We start from the raw sequence: 23,026 nt of genomic DNA on the forward strand, positions 1-23,026 counted from the left end.
TCATTGTCTAAATCAGGTGGTAACTTCATCCTGAAAAGATGCTATCCGGTTGTGATTCGAACCCAGGGGAAACGACGGACGACAGATGGCACGCGGCGAGTTGATGAAAAAATTGCTGGCAAGTTACGGACGCGATGAGGATTTTCGCGCCGTCGCCGAGCAGATCATCGACGAGGAAGAGAAAAAGAACAACCGCGCCCTTGCTCGGACATTGCGAAAGACGCTCGAGGCCGGTCCTCAGCGGACGCAGTCGGCCCCGAAGGCCCTCGCTCCCCTCATCCCATTCCCGGAAGCCGCCGCAGATTTCGTGGAGCGGATCGAGCCCGAGCACAATCGTAATGACATTGTTCTAAGTGCCGCTAACGTCAGGGTGCTTCTTGGCCTGGTCAAAGAATTTCGACGGGCAGACGAGATTCGCCAGCACGGTCTCAAGATTCGCTCGAAAATGCTCTTCTGCGGACCGCCAGGCTGCGGCAAGACACTTTGCGCGGAGATTTTCGCCGCCGAGTTGGGCCTGCCTCTGTTCCGGGTAAAGCTGGATCGACTGATCTCTTCCTATCTTGGCGAGACGGCGACCAACATCCGAAAGACATTCGAGTTCGCTCGCAAGCAGCCGTGTGTGCTGTTTTTCGACGAGTTTGATGCCCTCGCGAGGACTCGAGACGACAGTGGCGAGCACAACGAGCTTCGTCGCGTCGTTAACAGCCTGCTGCTCTTTATCGACAACATGCAGCCGAAGGGCTTTCTGATCGCAGCGACAAACCTCGACCGCTCTCTCGACGCGGCTATCTGGCGGCGTTTCGATGAGGTCCTTTGGTTTGACAAGCCCGAAGCCGCGATGATCGCTCGTTTCCTCAAGCTCAAGTTCAAGAATGTCCCCATCGCGTTCGACCCGGCCCGACATTCGGCTGCACTCGAGGGTTATTCCTTCGCCGAAATTGAACGTGTCTGCACTCAGGCGATCAAAGCAATTATCATAGAGCGTCGCAAGCAAGTCCAGGAGCGGGACTTCAACCGTGCACTTCGGGACGAGGCGCGGCGGCGTGCCGGACAAGCCCGTCTTGCACCAATAATCTGAGGCCGCCGTGGCCCAGTACGACCATCTCGAGCTCGTCCGACTTCCAGAACAGCTTGAGCGACGCAAGCACGGCGGGGGTGGTCCGCCGCCTGACAGGGATGGTCCCCGGCACAGTGCAAAGCTCAGAGACGAGCTAAACGCCGCCCGAGACGAGCAACGCCGGCGACGCAAGCCGGAATTCGTGAATCCAGCCCTGATCCTCCGAGTCCAGATGACGGGGGCACTGCAGGAGGCAGACTGGGAGCAACTCGGACTTACGGTCCTATCCAGCGACGCCGACCGAACGCTGGTGTTGTTCGCATCCAACGACGAGATGGCAGAGTTCAGAACGCGGCTGGATGCCTACCAACGCGGCGCGCCTGCGGGTCAAAAGAACGCCCCCTACAACAATTTCATAGGCGGCATCGAAACGATCGGCTCGGTCGAGCCGCGCGACCGCATCGGAATTCGCTTCCGCGAGGATGGCCTTGTCGATATGGCTGACTTCCGGGATGGCGAAGCCTATCTCGTCGATATCGAGGTATGGGACCTCGGTGAACGCCGTCTTCGAGAGCGGAAACTCGACGACATCGTTCGCTACATCGAGGCGCGCGGGGGCGAGGTATTCGACCAGTATATCGGTCCATCTATCACAATGCTCCGCGCCCGTTTGAGCGGTGAACTCGTCAGGACGCTGCTGACAATCGAGGAAGTGGCTTCGGTGGATCTTCCGCCGAGCCCCGACCTCGTCACCTCCGAGGCGATGGACATGGTCCTTGCAGCGACCCCTCCCCTCAACGAGGTCGATCAGGCGGCTCCTGTCATCGGCATCATAGACAGCGGCCTCAATGCTCATCCCTTCCTCGATGGAATCGTCGTCGGCAGCATCGCCGTTCCCGAAGATCTAGGCACTGCCGATGTGTGGGGTCATGGAACACGAGTCGCCGGTATCGCCGCCTTTGGTGATTTGCGAGCGCAATTGGCGACGGGCGAACTTCGTCGTGGTTCCAGGATCTGCGCGGCGAAGGTCACGAACGATGCAGGTAGCTTCGACGATCGGCGTCTCGTCCCTTCTCAGATGCGCGAGGCAATCACGCGGCTCAGCGAAGAATTTGGTTGTCGGATTTTTGTCATCTCGCTCGGCGACAAGAAGCGCGTCTTCAACGGTGGCAAGGTCGGGACTTGGGCTGCGACACTCGATGAGCTGGCACGAGAGCTAAATGTCGTGATCATCGTGTCGGCTGGAAACCGTGGGCCCCGTGCTGGTAATCGTGTAGAGCAAGGCGTCACAGAATATCCGGATTACCTGCTCGAGGCGAACAATCACCTGCTTGAGCCCGCTGGCGCCATGAACGTAATAACGGTCGGGTCAATCGCGCAGGGAGAGGGCCTGGATGCGGATATGGCGGACGATGTTCGCGTGCGTCCGATTACCCGCCCGAATGAGCCGTCACCATTTTCGCGGATAGGACCGGGTCTTGGAGGCGGCACCAAACCAGACCTTGTCGACGTGGGTGGCACGTTGATCTTTGACGCCGTCGTCGCTCGTCTCCGTGGCGGCGAGGATCGTCCGAGTGCTGGGGTTCTCACGTTGAATCATAATTACCTCAATCGTCTCTTCACGGCCGGCTCGGGCACGTCTTACTCAGCGCCACGCGTCGGTTTCAGCGCCGGGCAGATCCTTGCTCGCTTTCCCGGTGCCTCCGCGAATTTGGTCCGCGCTCTACTGATCGGCTCCGCGGAGGTCCCGGTGGAGGCAAGTGAGCGCTTGGAGATGCTGGGAAGCGAAGCTATTCGCTCGGTATGCGGCCACGGCCTAATTAACCTCCAGCGCGCCGGTTTCTCCGATGATGCCCGTGTGACGCTGTACGCTGAAGACGAGCTCCCGCTTGATCATTTCGCTGTCTATCGCATCCCAATTCCTGAAATCTTTCAGATAGGAAATACCGAGCGCACGATCCGGGTGACGCTCGCTTACGATCCCCCGGTGCGCCACACGCGAAACGATTATGCCGGCGTCGGGATGAGTTTTCGGCTGGTGCGCGGGTGCGAGCCTGCTTTCATCTTCGAGCACTATCGGAAAAGAGCTGAGGCTGAGGGCCCCTTCCCCGAAATGCAAGACCGCTTCAACTGCAAACTCGAGCCAGGTCCAAAGGCGAGGGAAAAAAGTTCAGTGCAACGCGCCAGCATCACGTTCAAGCGTGGCATCGAGCAATATGGCGACAGCTATTATCTCGTCGTCCGTTGCGAGAGCGGTTGGGCGAGCCATGTGGATCGCCAAGCATTCGCAGTCGTTGTCGAACTGCTTCAGAAAGCGGAAGTTCGATTGTATGAGCGTTTGCGCCAGCGCCTGCGAACGTAGCGCCGGACATCACTCCTGAGCCTCTCACCCAGTGCTACACGGCATCGACAGCTCGGATCAGCGACTGCGAATGCCACCAAGAAATGAAAATTCTTGGGATTCCTCGATGTCACAGGTGGCCTCGACGAGCGAACGGACTTGTGCCTCACGTTCGATCGGAACGACGATATCTACTGCATAGTCGGTCTCACCGCCCAAGACGACAACGTCCGGAACGTCCGAAATCAAACTCACAATATCAGGCCGCGCACCCTGGAAAGGTCGTTTGACCGAGATGGTAAATTCGATGTTTTTCACACGCGGTTCCTTTCATTAGGCTAGATATATAGCATCAAAGGGCTCTGTCCACAAATTCTGGGAGTCGCGGGAGCCCATAACCCTGTTGATTACCCGGCAGACCGAGATCTTCGCACAGGCTTTGAAAAAGCACGCGGGCGTGGTGCGAGCGTTTCTCGCTACGCGGCAGCGCCGCATATACCCGATCGGCGGCCAATGCAATCGCAAGCGTTGCGGTACTTATTGGAGCTGCGAACGATGTCCCGAGCAAATCGAAGGGCCCCTTGCCATTGATGTCGAAGATAATGCCGCATCCGGGAGCAACCGCCGAGATGTTTTGCCCCGATCCCGAGAAATTGCACCGGAAGAAGCTCTCATCATCGAACTCTATCTCGCTCCGGTTAACAAACGCCTCGAACGCGGCATGGGATCCCGCCTCGGCGAAATCTGTTTTACCGATCGCGCCTATCGCGAGGCATTCGTCGTAAGCTGCCGGATAGCGGATTTCGCCTTGGTTGCCGGAGGCGGCCAAGACGATCGCGCCGGCCTCGATGGCATCCTTGATCGCCTTGTGAACGGCCACACTCGGCCGTTGCGCATCCCCCCAGCTCAGATTGATGATGTCGGCTTGATGATCTTGCGCAAGTGCCCTAATGGCACTCGCGGCAACACCGGGTCGCGCTACGCCGTCGGGGCCTATTGCGGAGGCGTGAATAACTGTGGCGCCGCGGCAGATGCCTGCGAAACCACGGCGAGATGCCGGCTGTGACACAAGCACCGAGCAGACTTGCGCGCCATGTGCAAGCGGGTCGTGCTCGCTCGGATGGCAGCTGAGGGGCGAAATCATCTGTACCTGCTCTTTGAGGCCCACCGGCTTGAAGGGTGTGTCGACCACACCTATCCGGATTCCGGCGCCGAGAGCCGGATTGATCGAAAGGTTCATGATGTCGTGCCACCACCCCTTGGGACCCGGTGGAAGTGGCGGGCAGTCGGCATGAAGCTCGCCCTCATGCTCATCCAGCAATTCCATTAGTCCCCAATAGCCAGAGACGCGGGGCTGAATCATGACTGCCTTCGGCATATCAACAGCCAGGAGATCGACGGTGAGCCGACCGCCCATATCCGTCTCTCGTTCACGTATCTTGGACCCAAGGAAGTAGCAGCGAGCCGGAATCCCTCTCCCATTGCCCTTAACAGTCAATTTCAACTTCATGAGTGTTCAACTTTGAGTGCGGTAAGTTTGCAGTGGGACCAGACACGAATTTTCTGTACTCGAAAGGCTAGCGAAGCAGGTCCCGCCATTGCAGAGAAAGCGACCGCTTCGCCACCTTTTTGTCAAGGCAAAGGCGACGCTCCGCTTGGTCTGATATGATTTTCCTCACAAATATTGGTAATTGCAGAATGGACATTGTTCAACCCCGAGATAAAATGTCATGTCGATCCATGACAGCGGGGGCTCGCCATGATTTTCGTTGATCGCGGTGCCGTGCAGAATCCGATGGACGACGAGGTTCTTGCCCACGCAGCACGGGAGATCCAAGACCACTACAGTCTCGAGCCGAGCATGCGCCGGCAAACCAAGCTCGACCTTCAGGAAGAGTGGCGTCACGTCCGCGAGGTGATCAACCCACCTCTCGCGCGCCTGTTCAACAACAAATGCGCCTATTGTGAAACGCCTTTCGGCCCATCCGATCACATTGCGGTCGATCGGTTCCGTCCCTCGTCCGGTGCCTCCGATCTCAGCGGCCGAGGCAGCGTGGATCATTATGGCTGGCTCTCGTTCGAGTGGCGCAACCTCTATCCTGTTTGCTCGGCATGTAATCGCGCTAAGCGGTCGCTCTTCCCCGTCGATGGAGAACGAGCGCCTCTTCTCGCAACGATCGACACGATCGACCTTTTGGAGAAGGCGATGCTGCTCGATCCCTGCCGTGACGATCCCGAGGAGCATCTCGAATTCATCGAAGACGGTTCCGTAAGAGCAATCACCAAGAAGGGCGAAACTACAATCAAGGTCTTCAATCTGAACCGCAGTGCTTTGCGCGAACAACGTCGGTCCATCTACGCAGAAATGCTTTCAACCGTAGCCGATGCCGCGTCACCGGACGATTTGGTCGGTTCAGATCGTCCGTTTACGGCGACGCGCCGCGCTGCTGTCGCAAGCCTGCGCAACCGCATGGAGCCCCTTCACTCCATTGCGGTACCCGAGGAAAGTAGGAGTGCGGAAATAGTCATCGACGTCGATGAGGAAGCTTTTCGGCTCACAGCACGGCCGCTTCAATCGATCTCGATCCGGAATTTCCGCATGCTCAGGGAGGTCGATCTGACTTTTCCGGAGCCGAATAGCATGAACGCGCCGTGGCTGATGTTGCTCGGAGAAAACGCGTCAGGCAAAAGCACTTTGCTGCAGGCGATCGCGCTTGCGCTTGCCGGCGCGGAAGAAGCGTCACGGCTGACGAAGCCCAACCGAGTGCTCTCGTCGGGCGCAGCATATGGACAGGTCAGCCTGCGATTCTGGGACAACACGGCGCCTGTCGAGTTGCTTTTCAGAAAAGGAGAAACGCTTTTTGACGGCGCTAGGCGCCCGTCGGCGATCGTCCTCGCTTATGGCTCGCTTCGCTATCCGGACGCCCGGGCGCGTGATGCTGCCACTTCGTCATCCCCACTGTTTGCAAGGGTCGCGCCCCTTGTAAAACAGGTTGCGAAACTCCCTTTTCACCGGACTTGGCTTCGCGAGCTTCCGGAAGAGCAGTTCGACGTGGTCGGTCGAGCCCTGAAGGAAATCTTGCCGATCCAGCAGAACGCTGTATTTACGCGCAAGAACGGCCGCCTGTTCTTCCTCAATAGCGATCATCTTGCCTCATTGAGCGAGATGTCCGCAGGCTATCAGTCAATAGTCGCCGTTTGCCTCGACATTATCCAGCTTCTATTCGAGCGATGGGAAACGCTGCAAAGCGCCACGGCCGTGGTGATCATCGACGAGATCGATGCACATCTGCATCCACGCTGGAAAATGCGTATCGTCGAGAGCTTGCGCGCGGCCATGCCGCAGGTCCAGTTCATCGCAAGTACGCACGATCCGCTGGTCTTGCGCGGCCTGCGAAACGGCGAAGTCGCCCTTATGGAACGTGACGACAACGGCGCGGTCATCGCCAACCGCAATCTCCCACCGATTGAAGGCATGCAGGTCGACGACTTGCTGGTCTCCCGACACTTCGGGCTCAGCAGCACGGTCGATCCCACGTCGGAAGCACTCTACAACGAGTATTATCATCTGCTGTCACTTCCGGCCGACGCTGCACGTGATCGGCGCATCGACGAACTTAAATTGCGTTTGGGCGATAGGGAGGCCTTTGGCCGCAATCGGAGGGAAAACCTTCTGCTCGCGCTTGCGGATGAGGCCCTGGCGGAAACGAAGCCAGTGACCACGCAGGACCTGAAAGACACCACCCTAAGCAGGCTGCGATCGCTTGCGGCAAGCCGGACTACCATCAGGAGCGGAAGGTAAGATGCGCGCGATCGTGCGAACGGCGTTGGCACCTGCCGGGTTGGGGAAACTTGTCCGAGGAAAAACAGAGCTCGAGCGGGCGCGCAAGCACTTCGACGTTGACAAGAACGTCGATGGTTTCACCTTCAATGTCTATTCCGACGCCAGCGTGAAACAGGCATTGAATGATCTTTTCGACGGAATGTGCGGCTATTGCGAAAGCTACTACGATGCAACGCAGACGCAGGATGTCGAGCATTACCGCCCGAAGGGTCGGATCGACAACGGTGTGACCAAACTCAAGCCCGGCTATTGGTGGTTGGCCGCCCATTGGGGCAATCTCGTTCCCTCTTGTATCCTCTGCAATCGCGAGACGAATCAGATTCTTTTCGATGGAAGCATATTGAAGACCGGCAAGGGAGATCGCTTCCCGATCCTAGACGAAACCACACGTGCGACGACGGAAGGTGGAGAGGTCACGGAAACACCTCTTCTGATCGATCCCTGCTCTGACGATCCGGGCGACTATCTCTGCTACGTGGTTCGGGACGGAAAGTGTATCATGGTTCCGAAAGTCGACAACTCGGACGACCTGCGCCACAGCCGGGCGCGTGCCTCGATCGATATCTATGGTCTCAATCGAGCACCCCTGGTCCGCGACAGAACCCGCTACATGAAAAGGATCAGCTACGCGTTACGGCAGTTGGAGCGGCAGGTGGCCTTGCTGGACGCTGCGGGACCGGAGACGACAGCGGATATTGAGGCCGAAATTGCCGAGAGCCTGGAGTTCCTCGACGCACATGCCGACGGCAAAGATCGATTTTCAGCGATGGCCCGCTGGCTTATCCAGCCGGTCTATGAGCGGTTGGGCATCGCTTGACGCCAATAGTTCCAAATGTGCCGCGAGTTGCTCCTCCGTGCGCTCGCATTTGCAAACGGGATGGAGGTTCGGCTGCCAATCAATCACACATTACCAGCGCCCCGGCTACGAAACTCGGCTCTTAGGTCAGCCGGCATAGAAATCGGTTATAAACTTGGACCGGTGCTCTGCGTTCTGCCACTTCATGAGCTGTCGACGGCAATGTATGCGATTGGCCAATTGCATGTCGCTACTTGCCAGACGGCCAAATCTCGGACGCTTTTTGCGCCCCGGATGGGATTGGATAGTTTGGAAGTGTCCAGACGCTGTCATGCAATATCGGGCTCGGGCCCGGATTTCGTCGACTGAATGGTTTAAAGCTCCAACTTTTGCGGCCGGTCGAGGAATCGTAACGGAGCTTCGGCACATATTCGGCAGGCCACCATTTCCAGGTCAGTGAGTCGTGCACCGTGAGCGCACCGCTTGCGACGTCGACTGCAATCTGATCGGCAAGGTCGGCCTTTGCTGCGTCTTCGATGATCAGGTCATGCTTCTGGGCTTCTTCAAGCATCCAGAGCAAGGCGATGCGTGACAGTCCGCTTTGAGCATCAAGATAGCCTCCTCCGACATCGCAATGTGCGCCGGCAAACCAAATCTGTCTCACATCCTGACCCTGGGGCGTTGCAGCGAGATTTGTGCGGAAGAATGCGCGCCGCTCATCCAGAGCCACGGCGTGACGAAGAACCTCTATGTCGGGATTGTCATGCGTATAGGGGAGTGCCGTGGGCGATCCGATCCATCCGACCGAACTGACCGTATCCCAGACACCGACGAAATGCGGCTTGCAGTCCTGCGTCGCGAGCTCGGACTTGAAATCAGCGGCGAGCTTGAAGTAGGTGTCGCGGCGCTGGCTGTTGTCGCGCGCCTTGTCGATCGCCCAAAACATGTCCACGAGGTAGGGGACCATGGCGTCATTTCCGGGCATCAGAAGGCCATACATCTTGATGAGGGCAACGAGAGCCCGCGCCGTATAGGCGCCTCGGCTGAATCCAAACACGAAGAGCTTATCGCCCGGTCGAAAATGCGTCATGATGAAGACATAGGCATCAACGATGTCGCGCTTTAGCCCATAGCCGAAAGCCAACCCCGCGAGCTTCGCAAACTTGGCACCGAGACCGGTGACAAATCCTGGCGGCGCCTTCGTGCCGACGCCAGGGTGATAGTAGACAGCTTGTCGCTCACGATCCTTGCGCAGAATTCGGCAAAGCTTGGCGACGTTGGTGCGATCTTCGCTAAACTGGTTTGAAGTTCCGTCACAACACACGACGAGGTTTCGGCCGCCGGCAAGCGCTTCCGTCGAAGACGGGGTGGGGATTTCGTTCATGGAAAATCCAACACGGTTTCGTGGAAAAGTTCGTTTTCTTTCAGGCTCTGCGTTGTGAAGAAGTCACTTTGCCGATCGAGTGCCTGGACCAGAGTCTGACGGGGGACCTCGGTGCGCCGCTCCTCGTCGCCATGTTTGTGCGCCATCGTCGACATCAACGTCTGAAGGCGGCCGGCGTGGTCATCTTCAGACTTCTGGTCGAACAGTTCCCAGAGCGATTTTGGCGTCGCGTTCAGGCTGCCGTGGTGGCCGACCTTGTAAAGATCGACCTTTCTGAGCTTTTCACGCACAGCAGGCTGACTGAGTGCATAGGACCAGTTTTCGATCTGCGCATCGCCGGGAAAGAGCAGGCTCTTCGAGCCGCACCGAAACAGTAGAATCAGGCTAGTGTTGTTCAGCGCCGTGTCGAGGATGCGAACAAGACGCAGCATCTGATCTGATCGCAACCGGCGCGCCTGACTAATTATCCAGCGTGCGTCAATTGGAAATTGCGACCCGATCCGTTCCACGGTGAAGTCGGGAAAGAGTGGCGAAACCCTCTGCCCCTTTGTCGGACCGAGAGAGGCGGCAGCATTGGCCATCAGATGCCAGAATTCGTCCTGGTCGCGGCTGCGCTGCTTTGTGATCTTTTCCGACTGTTCGATTGACGGCGGCCCGAGGATGTCGATCTTGACACCCGGAAGCAGGTCCTCAAGCGCCGTCTTGTCGCCGGCCTTGGCATATTCGCGGGTCGCCGACATCGTCATCAGGTTTTCGACAGCTTCGCGGTTGGCGAGATTGTTCTCCCCCATGAAAGAAAGCTCCTGCCGCAACGAGGGTGACAGATAGCGGACCCTTTTCACCTCGCTGAAGATTGCACCGGCTGCCTGCTGCATGGCCGCAAGCGAGGAAATGTGGTGGGCGGCAAGGGAGACCCCTGGCGGCAAAGGGCCTCTGGCATCGACCGCAAGCTTCGGATCCTCGGTCCACGGCTGCAGAACGAGTTCAGGCTTTAGTTCGGCAATGGTCTTCCCCGAAGACGGGCGCTGCTTTTTTGTCGTGAATCCGGAAATATGGTCCTTGTGACGATGGGTGGCGACCACCGCCAGCCGTTGATCCTTCGTTCGGCTGGCAATGTCATTGGCAATCAGGTCGAGCTGGTTTTTTGGTACGCCGTCGGGTAGTCCGGTCGAACCGAAATCGATCAGGACATGCCGTTTGTCGGCCGGATATTCGAACGACAGCAGGAAGCAGTCGCCGAATCCGACCTGATAGGATGTGATGACCACGCGGCTTGGCTTCATCCCGCCTTCTCCTGCACACCGCTACGCGCCAAATGCAGGGCGGAGAAATAGCCGGCCCTGTCCTTCTTCCTATCGAGGAAACCTTGTTTCCAAAGATAGGTAAGGCGTTCACCCTGGCGTTTTTTGTCGGATCGATCGTTCATCAGATGATTGGCGATCTGATACTTCAGCTGGCCATATTCGTCGAAAACCAACGTGCCGCCGCCAAGCAGGCGCAGGGAGCGCCAGAACTCGATTTCTTCGGGAACGTCGACCTTAAAATCCTGTCGGAGCTCACCGGCGGTGACAGTCAGGACCTGGACGTATTCCGCGATCGTCTCGCGCAAGACGAAACCGTCCGGCGCAATTCGCATACTCGGGCGCACCGACTGCACTTCGATATAGCCAATGTCCCCAATTTCCAGAGCCTTGCGGTTCTCCCAGACGAAGCGGAAGACCTCCTCGTTGTCGCGCAGCATGGAATCGAAATGTGTGCGGCTATAGATCATTTCCTCGTCGCAGCGCAGCCAGCTGCCGTCCACATCGGCGCGCTTGCTGGGGGAGATTCCGAAGGCCGCAAAGTTCGAAAGCAGCGCGTCGCGATAGCCATAGCGATCATCGGGAACGACCTCTCGGTCGACGGTCAATAGTGCCGAGAGATAGTCGGAGAAGGAAAGGTCGACGGGTGGGCAGTAGTCGATGGCACGAATGGCCATCGTCAGTAGGTGGTCCGCAGCGCGTGCACCTTCCTCGATGACCAGCGATCGGTCTTTCTTCCCATCGACGATGGTGCCGACCCGGCTGAGGCGATTGACCCAAATATCGAGGAAAGATCGCAACATGGCGGCAACGAGGAGTTCGCCGCGTTTATGGACTTCATGCCACTCAGGATCGTCCATGTAGTCTTTGCCAGGCGGCAGCATGATGGAGTGGCGTAGCGCCGAGCCGCGTACTCCGCTCATTTCCTGTCCCATCTCGTCTGCCAAGCGGAAGAGTACAGTATTGGCAAGCTTGTCCTTCACAAGAAGCTCCTCGTCGATCAGGCGTCCGCCACTAGTCCCGTCGAGTGCAGCCCCGACGACATCGGTAAGCGCGAAAACGGAGAGCAGCGCAACGACGTCGGCTAAACCCTCGTGAAACGCGCCTTGGTCAGGTGAGGATGGCTCAAGGTAGCGCGATCGAAGCCCGTCGAGGATCGCGTGTGTCGTCTCGTGTGCGATGACATCGTGCGAGAGGCACGAGAAAACCGTATGCGTATCGCCGTTCTTGTCTGGAAAACTTTCGAAGTAGCCAAAGAACAGCGAGCGATCATCGCGCGAGTAAAAGGCGTTCGGCTCGGCAAAGGCATGCGGGAGGATGTTGAGCTGGTGGCCCTCGCATCCCCACTGGACCCGGCGGCCAAGGGCGAATTCGAATCGGGCCAGAATGCGCATGGCGATGGCATAGACATTCTGGGCATGAAACCGCGGATCGGAGAGAAGGGTTTCATCCGGCGCGTTCTCGAAAGGATCGTGATATTCGCCGGCCAAGCCCGATGGGAGGTAGGCCGGCTGATATAGGGCATTCGCAGTTACGTCGTAGTCGACGACCGCAACCCGATAGCCGCGCGGTCCGGATAAGAGCTCTTCGGCCGGCACATCGATCGACGCAGTAACGATTCGACCATCAATCCTGACGGAAGGATCCTGTGCGATGATTGACAGCTTCCGTGAGCTCCGGAGGCTATGGCGTGTCCCCTTCACATTCCGCATGCGTATCCCCCAACGCGGTGCAGACGCAGCATGGTGAATTTCGCCGCGGGAATCAACTATACGGCGAAGTAATTCGAGCTCTACCGCGGCTTTTTAGGCCCAACCGAGAACTCATTCCGCATAGCCCAATTACAAAGGCCGGATCGAACAGCTTGTTGTGTTTCGGCTATCGTGCGAGTTGTCATCTGGAGTCAGCTGAATTCATGGCATTATGGAAGGCGCGAGGAGTCCGAGGGTCGCGACCGATGACATTTCAGAAGATTATGAGGATCGAATTGGCGAGCTCTCAGAAACCGACGTCACGGGCGCTTGAATAGGCGATCGATCGCTTAATCTAGCCAGGCAGACACCCCTCCGCCTCACCCTTCAGCAGGAGCGAGGCGAAACAGCGCACCGACGATAGGCATGTGGATCCAAAGTTCCGAGCATCGTCGTCCAGTGATTGATTCCACCGCACCTGCATAGGCAGCAAGCTGCGGCGCGTGGCCAACGGCTCGTTCTTCCCAAAGCTCGAAACGGCCGGGAAAGCTCTTGTGGTCGATAATAGCGAATTCACTCCCAGTTTCGACCAACATGTCAATACGGCCCTTGAGAAGCTGATCGGCTATGGCGGCCGCGACAGGCACTTCAGCAATGGTGCTGGCCGCCGGCCATCGGCCGCGGCGCCAGGTTGCTAGTCTGTCACTAGCGATAAGCGCATCGTCCCCTTTGAATCCCATTACGCCCCAGCGCGTCAGGATAGACGATGCGTCGGCCAGCCGCTTGTCTCGGTCGCGGTCTGGATCATCATAGCCGATGATGGAATGGAGCGCTTCGCCCAGCGCTGCAATGTCGGCGATCCCGTCAATCGGGAGCCTTCCGCCAAGGTCAACCCTTTCGACGATCTTCCAGCTTCCACCTTCCGCCTCGCTTGGTTTCAGGAACAAGGGCGGACGGACCTGCAGTTCGAGTGTTCGCGTTCGAACGAAGGTGGGCGGCGCGTCACGCTCCGCGGCCACCCCGCTCGTCGCAAGAACTTTCACATCGACTGTGAAATTCTGGTTTCCAACCCCAAGCTGGTTATCGTCGCTCTGGGGAGGAACGACATGCGCTACGGCCTCCGGCGCCTTGAGCAGGCTCAGCCAATTGAGCGGGCCTTTCGCCGGCGGAGCAAACATCAGATAGTCGCGGGCTCGCGTGGCGCCAACATAGAGAAGCCTGGTGTCTTCCTCGACAGCGCGTTGCAAAGCACGCCGCCCCGTCTCTGAGTTCGCGACCTCAACATCGATCGTGCTGCCTTTTCCAATCTGACCATACGGCCACGGCCAGAAGCGAATCCACCGCTCCGCCAGAGGGTTGCGCCAATCAAGCTCGCCGGTCGTCTCGGCGACCGGCTCGAACAGCCGCGCCTTCGATTCCCAGGCAAGTCCGGTCAAGATCGTCATTGGCCATTCAAGGCCTTTCGATCCGTGATAGGTCATGACCTGGATCGCATCACTGGCGAGGCTTGGGGGGCGCTTCGGCTCCGCTCCGTCGAGCGCAAGCAGAAGCCCCTGCAGGGTCGCAGGCGCGCCGGACGCAGCGCACTCTTCCTCATAGGCGCGTGAGAAGCCGCGCAACGCCTCGAGGTCGTCGAAGCGCATCGCGGTATCGCCCCAGCTCTCGATATGGCTCAACAGTGCTGGCAACGCGAGTACGGCGTCAACCAGCTCGGCCGGCGTGAAACTGAGCAATTGAGCCGCGAGCCTATCGAGCGCATCTGATATCGGCACGGCTGCCCGGAGCGCCGCATCGGCATCATCAGAGGTAGCAGCCTGGAGCCAAGCATCGGAGCCGGAATCATCGGCGAAGAAGCGGGCGAGTTCCGCGAGGGCAAGGCGATCCGTCGCGTCAGCCACGCGCCGACAAGCGGCGAGCACGAATTCGACGTGGGGTGTACGCGCAAGGCCCGATCGTTCAACTGCCACCGGAAGTCCAGCACGGCTAAGGGCGAGGGCAAAACGTCCGACATCGGTATTGGAACGGCAGAGAATGGCGATGTCGCCTGGCCTGATGGCCCTGTGATTGCGTTTGTCGTCTTCGACAAGCCAGTCGTCTGCCTCTGCCAGACATTGCCGGATTCCCTCCGCGAGGGCTTGTGCCTGCTCATCAACTTTGCCAATCAGCCACCACCATCCAGCCGAAGGCTTGTCAAAGCCAGCGTCAGATCGCGCCGCATCCGAAAACGCATGCTGCGCCGCCGGCAGTCCCATTCGTTCGAAGACCGGCGTAAACATCGCATTGAAGAGATCTACCAGGGTTTTGCGGCTTCGCCATGATTTGGACAGGACCGGATTGTCCTCGGGCTTTCCGCCAGCCCCGAGAAACGCAGCCTGGGTCAGCTCGGTGTCGGCGCCGCGAAAGCCGTAGATGGCCTGCTTCGGATCACCAACCCAGGTGCTCTCATCGACCAGCTCTCCAAGAAGTGTGAACACGGCAAGCTGCAAGGGACTCGAATCCTGGAACTCATCGACGAAGACACGGCTGACACGTTCCTTGAGCCTTGCGGCCAGGTGAGGTGTTTTGAGGATCTCTAGCGCGAGAGCTTCCTGATCCGTAAAATCCAATAGCCCACGCTCGGCTTTCCAATCCTGGTAAGCGGTCAACGCCTCGGCGGCGCAATGAAACGTCTCCGTGATGAACTGCTCGCATTCGAACCGGAGCCGTGGATGCTCGCTGTGCCGCCCCGCCGCGGCGATAAGACGGATCAACGCCTGATTATAAGGTTGTCCGTCCTTGGTGGGCGCGCATTTCACCTTGGTCAAACGCGCCCAAGTCGACCAACTGAGCGTTTCGCCGCGTAAAATGCGTTCATGCGCCGCCCTGATCGTCTCGACCGAATCCGCTCCCGTGCTGCTCACGATGGCCGGGCGCATTTCGAAGGCATCCTTCAACGCGTTGGCCAGTGCTGCGTCGAGGTCCGCGGCGTCTGCTGCGGGAGGTGGAAAGCATGCCAGAAAGGTCTGAATTGATCGCTGCGCCGACGAGGCTAACTGGTCAGCCTCAATTCCATTTGCCCTCGCGAACGTCGCGATACTGCGCACAGTCCGGCGCCAGTCAGGAGGTTCTCCCGTCCCCGGCGCACGAGGATCATTGTAGCCGAAGTGGTCCGCGAGTTCGTTCAGGACCTCGGCACGTGCTGCGATTGCACCGTCCGCGGCCACGCTGAACACCAGCGACATGTTGGATTCACCGATGACATTGGTCGACGGCGAGCGCCCCAGGTCGATGGCAAATTCGCTGACGATTTGGCTGCAAACGGCGTTGACAGTGCCGAAGCGCGCACCGAGCAACTGGGCAGCTGCGTCTGCCTTGCCTTGTCCAAATAGTTTGGCGCGGGCACGTTCGACAAGTTCATCTGCCGCCTTGATAGTGAACGTCGTCGCGAGGATCTGTTCGGGCGTGCGCACCAGGACCTCGTCGGCGATGTCATTGACGCTCCTCGTAGACGCGACAGAGGCCGCGCAAATTGCAGAAGCGGCAGGGTTCTTTCGCCGCATCAATCGCAAGCCCAGCAGGTCGTAGATCACCTGTATCGGGGAAACCGGCCGCAATCAGAGTCCCCTTCGTGGTGAGATCGTGCCAGACACGCCAATCGTTTGTCACATGGCCAAGCGTAGCGAGGTCATCTATATCCGCTTCAATAGGATTGCCGGTCAGAATGGAGCCCGGACCCGCTACGATGCGTCGCTGGCGCAGCAGAAAATAGCCTCCCGGAGCACCCGTCCCGTCGCTGGCCGAAAGCCCGCGATAGATGGCTAGCTGGATGGCACGCCCGGACGCGACTTCCTCCCTATATCGCCGTTCGGAGCGGGTCCATTTGAGGTCTAGAACTGCGATCCGGTCGCCGCGACGAACCAGGAGGTCGAGCCTGCCTTGAAGCAGGAGGCGCCCCTGGATACCTTCCCGATCGAGTTCCGAACCGACGATCTCCAGACCTTGAGTATGGAGCAGGCGAACAAGCGCCTCCAAGGCACGTGGCACCATTTCGCGAGCGGCCGCGAGTTCTCCGGCATGTTCGGGCTGGAGGAGCGGAGCTGCGATCTCGGGAAGCAGGCTTTCGAAATGCCTGATTGCTTTCGTCCTAATATCGGCTTCGGCCGGTGGTGCACCCGGAAGCAGGAGCCGGCGAGCGATCTCGTGGGCGAGATTTCCGAAGAGCTGGTCGGTGCCTGGGATTTCTGCAAAACGACCGCGCCGAAGATTGAGAATATCCTGAGCGAACCAGCTCAATTGACAGTTCAACATCCGTGTCAACGAAGTCGCGCTCTCACGACGGGTGTCGGTAAGGCGTGTCGTTCCCGGCGGTATCGTCCAGACTGGAATCCCTGCTGGCGGCTGCGCTTGCCGTTCAACAATCTGGCGAGGAAGTATCCTGCCGGCGAGCATGGCATCGGGTTCACGCAGCAGCCGTTCCGCCTTGAAGGTGATCGCCGCCCCGCTTTCTTTCAGCAGAGGCCGCAAACGGTGCGCCATGGGATGAAGGGTTGTCTGCGCGTCGCGCGCAAGCGCTGGATGCACGAGAATGACTCTTCCATGAGCACGCCGGATGACACCGCTATGGGCGGCCTCGATCCGACGCGCAATTGCTTGTGAAGCATCAATCTCCACGCCATTAGCAATCAGCGCATCACGCTCGGCATTGTCCCACGGGGTGAGGGCGATCTTCTCGCCAGGACCGACAAAGTTCCACCAGACGATGCGCTGGGCCGAGGACCACAATGCTCCCGGCGCCTTGATGGCACGAACAGCGCCAGCTTCCGCGAAATGGTCCGGATTGGGAACGCCCTCCGACAGGACTTGCAAGACAACCCGCTCGAGAAGGAGGGCGGGAATGACCGAAAGCTCCAGGCGGCTCAGGGCGTCAGACACAGCGGCTGCAGAATTCGAAACTGCCATCAGCAAGCGGTCGCCCTCGCCACCGTCCGAACGCATCGCCCAAGCGGCCACTCTCCCGCAGATCGCCATCGCCTCCGACAGTGGCATCCCCTCGCCTCTCGCAAAGCGCCCGACCTCCGTCCATGCGCGCCATTCCGCAAGCGTCGTGTCGGTTTTCCGGCGCGCTGTATCCGCGTCGGATTGCGTATTGATTTCGAGCAGGCGATCCTCGATTTCGCACCATGCTTCTCGCCAGACGCGGCCACCGACACCCGGCTCTTCGCTGAGAGCACGAGCAAGCCCACGCGCCACCCAGGCCGCAACAGGAGGCCGCGGAAGAAGGAAGAGGTTCAAAAGCACGCGTGGGTCGAATGGCTGCCACGCGGCAGCAAAAGCCAGAGGAAGAACCTGCAGTGCTCCTCGCCAGGGTGATGAGGCGGAGAGCCCGAGGGCTGGAATGCCCCTCGCCCGCAAAGCATGGTCCAGGAGCGCTGTATCGCCGTCGGAAGCGAGAATGACAGTTCCGTGGAGGTCCTCCGACGGCACAGCAGCTAACCAGTCGGCAATCGTTTCAGCTGCCATGAGTTCCGTATCGGCTTCCACCATTGTAAAAGTGCCGTCGCCGGCTAGTGGCTGGACGGGCTCCCCTGACAGAACCCGCTGCACTATTCGCAAGTCGGAGCCCTCTGGCGCCAGTTCGGGCTGCTCATGTTGGAAGATAGTGACCCCGACGGATTCGAGAGCGTCAACGATGCGTGCCCACAGCGGCGGCAAAAGATCCCGCCGGTCTGCCAAACCGAGTTGATGAATTCTCAGGCCAGGCCTTGTCTTGAGGACGTGGAGCAAAGCTATGGCGCGGTCTTCCAAGCCCGCCGGCAATGTTGGCTCGACGGCCTCTGCGGCAGCGAGATCGTCTAGGCGAGTGCTGCCGATGGCGGTACCGTGCCAGCCACTGCCCACCAGCGTATCGCGCCAGTCAAGGAGGGTGGCGGCCGTAGACCAGGGGTCTCTCGCAAATGACGAGGCCCAGAAACGATCGCCACCGCAAGCACGAAGCTTTGCCAGATAAGTCGAAATGCGCACTGCCTTCGAAATGCTCGGCGCTAGCATTCCTAGCTGGGTCTCGAGAGTTTGAACCAAACCCAAAGGTCCAAGTACGTCCTTATCGAGGTCTCCGGACGCGTCGTGAGCGTCGGGATAGACTCGACCATCTGCTGCCAAGCTGAAGATGAGATGCATGTCCTGCCCCTGATTCTCCCCTACTCCAGATTGCACAAACCGGACCTTCTATGCGAGATCTGTCGCAGTCTGAAACAACAGAAGTTTAGCATTGGAATTCCGGCTCGTATGGTGGAAGCGCTCGATCAACGTTCGACTAAATGGTACGAGGTGCTGACCCCTACAGACAAAATCTACAATTTCGTTCAGGAGATAGGGTTGCCGCAGCTTGTCCTACACCGCGACGGCATAGGTCCATCGGCTCGCGCAACAATGCTCATTTCCGATTTATCCGGTCAACGATTCGACGCTTTGACTCAGCTCTCGCCGCTCGGATATCACTCTGAACGGCCTCAAGGTTATGTAAGCAAATCTGTGCCCTTGCCGGAGGCAGATCGGCAAGATCCAGGTTCATCCGCATAATAAAGTAATATGCCATAGATAGCCGAACATCGATTGTTCGCCGACCGTCGGCCATCGCGTAGTCTCGTTCGATAGCAAGGGATTGCTCTTCGGTCAGGCCGGGGTGCGGCCGAAGATCCAGCGATACTATTGTATTCCACTCCAGGTCGTCCTCGGGATCGAAATCCGCGGGTGCACCTGGTTTGATCTGATCAATACGCGTCAGAACGAAGTCTCGAAAATCGTCACGATCACACGCCCAGGCGCGAACGTGCCATCGGTAGCCATCAAAGGCGAGCGCGTGAGGAGCAATCTCCCTGGTCCGTGAATTGGTCAGAGATTGATACCGGACCTCGATGGAATGCTTAGAGCGAATAGCGGCAAGAATCGTACGCAAGCAATCCGGATCCACATGTCGCACAATATCAGGCGCCATATCGATAGTTGGCAGATCTCGGAACCAGACCTCCCTTCTTGGAAGAGCGCCCGTCAGCAATGCCCGCAATTGCAGCAGGAGCCGGTCAGCGGAAACTCTGAGGAAAGAGGGCTTGATATTGCCCGTAGGCTTGAAAGTTTTTTCAGTTGCATCATAGGCGATATTGTCGCCAGCCAATTCCCGATAGCGCCGAAGGTCAATCGACGCTTGTGGCGTCGATATCTGAAACATCTCTTCCAGATCGCTTCGGTTGAGTGCCCCCTCCCAAAATAGCTTCCATTCCATGAACTCGAAGCGTTGATTTTGTGTCCAAGGGCGCTTCTCATCGGTCATGCATATAATTCCTTGACGGGTATAGATTTTATACCCATATAGTTTCTATCGGTATATTTGAGGAATCTAGTATCTTGGCTTTGAAGTCAAGGGTTCGCCGTTTTTGGAGATGGGCATGAGCCATGAGCATGTAGGGCATCGTGAGATATTAAGCTTTGCAGAGGAGCGCGTGAATCTTCCGCAGGACAAGGCGCAAGAATATCGCGCCCAGGCGCGGCGACTGCGGGAAAAGCTCGAGTCCTATCTCGACGAGCACCCCGATTTCACCCTTCGCAAGATGATGCTCTCGGGCAGTCTGGCAAAGGGAACAGCTTTGCGCTCGCTCAACGACATAGATGTTGCCTGTTACATTAGCGGCGCGGACGCGCCACAATCTGTAAGCGCCCTGCTGACCTATCTCGCCGAGCGGCTGCGCAAGGCCTTTCCGAACTTTGCGGCTGATCAAGTCACCCCTCAGACCTACTCGGTGACCGTCTCCTTCCGCGGCTCCGGATTGGACGTGGATGTCGTCCCGATCCTCTACAACGGTGATCCGCAATGGTATGGAAATCTGGTCAGCCAGGATGACGGGTCATTCCTGAAGACGAGTATCCCACTTCACCTTGAATTTGCCGGCAAACGAAAGAAGTCGCAAGAGAAGCATTTTGCCCAAGTCGTGCGGCTCGTAAAATTTTGGGCCCGCCGCCAGAAACAGGAACGCGACGGCTTCCGGTTCAAATCGTTCATGATCGAGCTGATCATGGCCAAGCTTTGCGATGAGGGTCTTGACCTCTCTGACTATCCGGAAGCGCTGCAGCACTTCTTCACCTATATCGCAACGAGTGGCCTTAAGGACCGGATCGCCTTCTCCGATTACTATCCGCTCTCCAGCATCGGCACATTCTCAGAGCCAATGAAGATCATCGATCCCGTGAACGCTCTGAACAATGTCTCGCGCCTCTACACAGTCGCCAATATGGATGACATCGTCGAAGCTGCCCTCGATGCAGGAGACGCTATCGATGCCGCATTGGCAGCCCCCAGCAAGCAGTTGACCGTCGGCTACTGGCAGAAGGTCTTCGGTTCCACGTTCCAGGTATGAGGCCGCAATGTCCAGCTACAGCTACACCGAGAGCGCGACATTTACGATTACACATGCTCGCCACATGGCAGCCAAGATCGCAACTGACCTTAAGCGCATTCAACGCCTCTACGGCAAGCCGACCGATCAGACCATCGCCGACTATGAGGCTGAAGCCGTCGCGATGATGAAAGCGGGCTATCTGTCTTCTGTGACCTATGGGTTTAAGCGCGACGGTTCCTGGATCGAGCCGACATTGAAGTACACGGCACGCGATCTCGCCAATAGTACCGCGAATGACGACGACCCCGGTAAAATCCGTCCCGGAAAAGATGTTTCCGGCGCGTCATTTACAAGTTTCCTGGCCTATTCGGATGCGTATTTCGCTTTGCCGCAAAGCGACCGGAATTCGTTCAACAATGGCCTCCCCTTCCAACGGACCACAGGGACAGAGCCGCCGGTAAGCGGTTATTTCGCCTCCGACCATACCTACTCAGCCGGAGGTCGAGCGCTCGACCGCTCGTGCGTAAGGAGCTACTGATGCAGAACATGCCTGGATTGGACGAGCTCTTTGAGCGCCGGCAAAGTTATCCCGATTTCGAGCCGCAAGAGCGTCTAGCACGACTTGTCGGCCTTGACGATCAAAAGTCGCGCCTAGCAAAGATCCTCGGGCTTATGGTCAACCCGCAGGGGCTCGAAAAGTGGGCTGCCCGGTTTCATGCGACCGAAGCTCGCCCCCTGCTCGACGTGATTTTGCGGCGGCCGCCGCTTGTTGTCCTCGCAGGAGACGTCGGATCGGGCAAGACCGAGCTGGCGGAGACAATAGGAGACGCCGTCGCCCGTCAGGAAGATATCGAAATAACCCTCTTCCCGCTTAGCCTCGCGACACGCGGTCAGGGACGCGTCGGTGAAATGACGCAACTGCTTTCGGCCGCATTCGAACATACAGTCCAGGCGGCAAGCAAGCTGAAGGGCGACCGAAAGTCGAAAGGTGGCATCATCCTTCTGGTCGACGAAGCGGACGCCTTGGCGCAGTCCCGAGAGGCCGCGCAGATGCACCATGAAGACCGGGCTGGGGTCAATGCGTTCATCAGAGGTATTGATAGGCTCGCAAACTTGCGGCTACCCGCAGCTGTCATCATGTGCACGAACCGGCTTAACGCACTTGATCCCGCAGTGCGGCGTCGAGCCGCCGATATTCTAGCGTTTGCGCGACCGAATCGAGAGCAGCGACTTCATATACTTTCACTCCGCCTCGGACCACTCGGGCTTTCCAAAGAGCAATTACACATGCTCGTGGAGGCAACGGGCGGAGCCGGTGATGTTCCAGGCTTTACATTTTCCGATCTCACCCAACGGCTGCTTCCGGCCATCGCACTTGACGCCTACCCGCACAAGCCTGTCGAAGGTATGCGCGCGGTACAGATTGCCAAGGCCATGACGGCGACGCCAGCTTTCCGAGACGAAGTGGCTGCAGAAAAGGTTGCAAGATGAGTTGGTCGATCCAGACGCTCCTCTCGGAGCTGCATGACGATATCCAGGAACGCCTTGGTCGCGCCCGCAAGGCATTCGGCCATCCGGGAACGAAGGGGGAAGCCAGTGAGGCCGTCTGGCTTGAGATGTTACAGACCTATTTGCCCACCCGATACAAGGCGGCATCTGCTCACGTCGTCGACAGCACAGGTGCATTCAGCGATCAAATCGACGTCGTTGTGTTCGATCGCCAGTACTCGCCCTTCATATTTTCCTTTCAGGGCCAAACCGTCATTCCGGCCGAAAGCGTTTATGCAGTGTTCGAGGCCAAGCAGTCGATCAATTCCGAACAGGTGGCGTACGCCCGAAATAAAGTCGCGAGCGTGCGATCCTTGCATCGTACTAGCTTGCCGATCCCACATGCTGGCGGGAAATATCCTCCCAAGCCGTTGCAGCACATCATCGGCGGCTTGTTAACGCTCGAAAGTGATTGGTCGCCGGGCTTGGGCGACCCTCTCGCAAGGGCGCTTACGGACGGCGAAGAATCCAACCGGCTCGATTTGGGATGCGTGGCAGCGCATGGGATCTTCGCACGCGATGCCGACGGAGAGAATACGATAACGCCCATGCGGAAACCCGCGACGGCCTTTCTTTTTGAATTGATCGCTCGGCTGCAGGAACAGGCGACCGTCCCCATGATCGATATTCGGGCTTATGCGCGGTGGCTTGACGTTGATCTTCCGAGCTAGTCACCAACGGATAAAGCGAACGAC

The 23,026-nt window shown here is 58.3% G+C and carries 17 protein-coding genes; 8 read left to right on the forward strand and 9 right to left on the reverse strand.

Annotation, left to right across the window (positions count from 1 at the left end; genetic code table 11):
* The first annotated feature begins 85 nt into the window (after nt 1-85).
* Both CN933_RS17765 and CN933_RS17770 read left to right on the forward strand, forming a co-directional pair.
* The gene (locus CN933_RS17765; RefSeq protein ID WP_102761931.1) at nt 86-1,078 is read left to right on the forward strand and encodes an AAA family ATPase; all 993 of its coding nucleotides are present in this window, start codon (nt 86-88) and stop codon (nt 1,076-1,078) included.
* A 7-nt stretch (nt 1,079-1,085) separates the two neighbouring features.
* A complete protein-coding gene (locus CN933_RS17770) occupies nt 1,086-3,419 on the forward strand; it encodes a S8 family peptidase (protein WP_102761932.1) in 2,334 nt (777 codons plus the stop codon).
* 57 nt (nt 3,420-3,476) lie between these two features.
* Here CN933_RS17770 and CN933_RS17775 read toward each other — a convergent pair whose 3' ends face one another.
* The 3 genes from CN933_RS17775 to CN933_RS31540 all read right to left on the reverse strand — a co-directional run bounded on the left by CN933_RS17775 (nt 3,477) and on the right by CN933_RS31540 (nt 5,460).
* The gene (locus tag CN933_RS17775) at nt 3,477-3,716 is read right to left on the reverse strand and encodes a hypothetical protein (RefSeq protein WP_102761933.1); all 240 of its coding nucleotides are present in this window, start codon (nt 3,714-3,716) and stop codon (nt 3,477-3,479) included.
* A gap of 34 nt (nt 3,717-3,750) precedes the next feature.
* Nucleotides 3,751-4,908: a S8 family peptidase gene (locus CN933_RS17780; RefSeq protein ID WP_102761934.1), complete on the reverse strand. Its 1,158-nt coding sequence runs from the start codon at nt 4,906-4,908 to the stop codon at nt 3,751-3,753.
* A gap of 165 nt (nt 4,909-5,073) precedes the next feature.
* Nucleotides 5,074-5,460 carry a hypothetical protein gene (locus tag CN933_RS31540; protein WP_180980727.1) on the reverse strand — a complete coding sequence of 129 codons (387 nt, stop codon included), beginning with the start codon at nt 5,458-5,460 and terminating at the stop codon, nt 5,074-5,076.
* Nucleotides 5,461-5,604: 144 nt separating this feature from the next.
* Here CN933_RS31540 and CN933_RS17785 point away from each other — a divergent pair, with 144 nt between their 5' ends.
* Together CN933_RS17785 and CN933_RS17790 are read left to right on the forward strand one after the other, a co-directional pair.
* Nucleotides 5,605-7,200: an AAA family ATPase gene (locus tag CN933_RS17785; RefSeq protein ID WP_180980728.1), complete on the forward strand. Its 1,596-nt coding sequence runs from the start codon at nt 5,605-5,607 to the stop codon at nt 7,198-7,200.
* Nucleotide 7,201: 1 nt separating this feature from the next.
* A complete protein-coding gene (locus CN933_RS17790; protein WP_102761936.1) occupies nt 7,202-8,059 on the forward strand; it encodes an HNH endonuclease family protein in 858 nt (285 codons plus the stop codon).
* Between the two features lie 229 nt (nt 8,060-8,288).
* Here CN933_RS17790 and CN933_RS17795 read toward each other — a convergent pair whose 3' ends face one another.
* The 6 genes from CN933_RS17795 to CN933_RS17820 all read right to left on the reverse strand — a co-directional run bounded on the left by CN933_RS17795 (nt 8,289) and on the right by CN933_RS17820 (nt 19,720).
* Nucleotides 8,289-9,362 (reverse strand): T6SS phospholipase effector Tle1-like catalytic domain-containing protein, encoded by a 1,074-nt coding sequence (locus CN933_RS17795; protein ID WP_180980729.1) that lies wholly within the window; start codon nt 9,360-9,362, stop codon nt 8,289-8,291.
* A 56-nt stretch (nt 9,363-9,418) separates the two neighbouring features.
* A complete protein-coding gene (locus CN933_RS17800; protein ID WP_102761938.1) occupies nt 9,419-10,705 on the reverse strand; it encodes a ComEC/Rec2 family competence protein in 1,287 nt (428 codons plus the stop codon).
* The gene (locus tag CN933_RS17805) at nt 10,702-12,435 is read right to left on the reverse strand and encodes a gluzincin family metallopeptidase (protein WP_102761939.1); all 1,734 of its coding nucleotides are present in this window, start codon (nt 12,433-12,435) and stop codon (nt 10,702-10,704) included. The genes CN933_RS17800 and CN933_RS17805 overlap by 4 nt, the downstream gene beginning before the upstream one ends.
* A 359-nt stretch (nt 12,436-12,794) precedes the next feature.
* Entirely contained in the window at nt 12,795-15,953 is a 3,159-nt protein-coding gene (locus tag CN933_RS17810; protein ID WP_102761940.1) for a UvrD-helicase domain-containing protein, read from the reverse strand.
* On the reverse strand, nt 15,883-18,570 hold the full coding sequence (locus CN933_RS17815) for a PD-(D/E)XK nuclease family protein (RefSeq protein WP_102761941.1): 2,688 nt from the start codon (nt 18,568-18,570) through the stop codon (nt 15,883-15,885). The genes CN933_RS17810 and CN933_RS17815 overlap by 71 nt, the downstream gene beginning before the upstream one ends.
* Nucleotides 18,571-18,826: 256 nt before the next feature.
* Nucleotides 18,827-19,720: a helix-turn-helix transcriptional regulator gene (locus CN933_RS17820; protein WP_102761942.1), complete on the reverse strand. Its 894-nt coding sequence runs from the start codon at nt 19,718-19,720 to the stop codon at nt 18,827-18,829.
* A gap of 115 nt (nt 19,721-19,835) precedes the next feature.
* On the opposite strand from CN933_RS17820, the gene CN933_RS17825 reads away from it, so the two are divergent.
* Genes CN933_RS17825 through CN933_RS17840 form a run of 4 tightly spaced genes read left to right on the forward strand, consistent with a single transcriptional unit; the run spans nt 19,836 to nt 23,002 of the window.
* Nucleotides 19,836-20,801, forward strand: a complete 966-nt coding sequence (locus CN933_RS17825) for a CBASS oligonucleotide cyclase (RefSeq protein WP_102761943.1) — start codon at nt 19,836-19,838, stop codon at nt 20,799-20,801.
* Between the two features lie 7 nt (nt 20,802-20,808).
* Nucleotides 20,809-21,321, forward strand: coding sequence for an HORMA-1 domain-containing protein (locus tag CN933_RS17830; protein WP_065662027.1), 513 nt, complete (start codon nt 20,809-20,811; stop codon nt 21,319-21,321).
* Entirely contained in the window at nt 21,321-22,274 is a 954-nt protein-coding gene (locus tag CN933_RS17835; protein WP_102761944.1) for an AAA family ATPase, read from the forward strand. Before CN933_RS17830 ends, CN933_RS17835 begins: the two co-directional genes overlap by 1 nt.
* Nucleotides 22,271-23,002 (forward strand): DUF6602 domain-containing protein, encoded by a 732-nt coding sequence (locus tag CN933_RS17840; RefSeq protein WP_102761945.1) that lies wholly within the window; start codon nt 22,271-22,273, stop codon nt 23,000-23,002. Before CN933_RS17835 ends, CN933_RS17840 begins: the two co-directional genes overlap by 4 nt.
* The last annotated feature ends 24 nt before the right edge of the window (nt 23,003-23,026 follow it).

Origin of the sequence: Sinorhizobium sp. M4_45 (genome assembly GCF_002885915.1) — a bacterium.
GTDB lineage: Bacteria > Pseudomonadota > Alphaproteobacteria > Rhizobiales > Rhizobiaceae > Sinorhizobium > Sinorhizobium meliloti_A.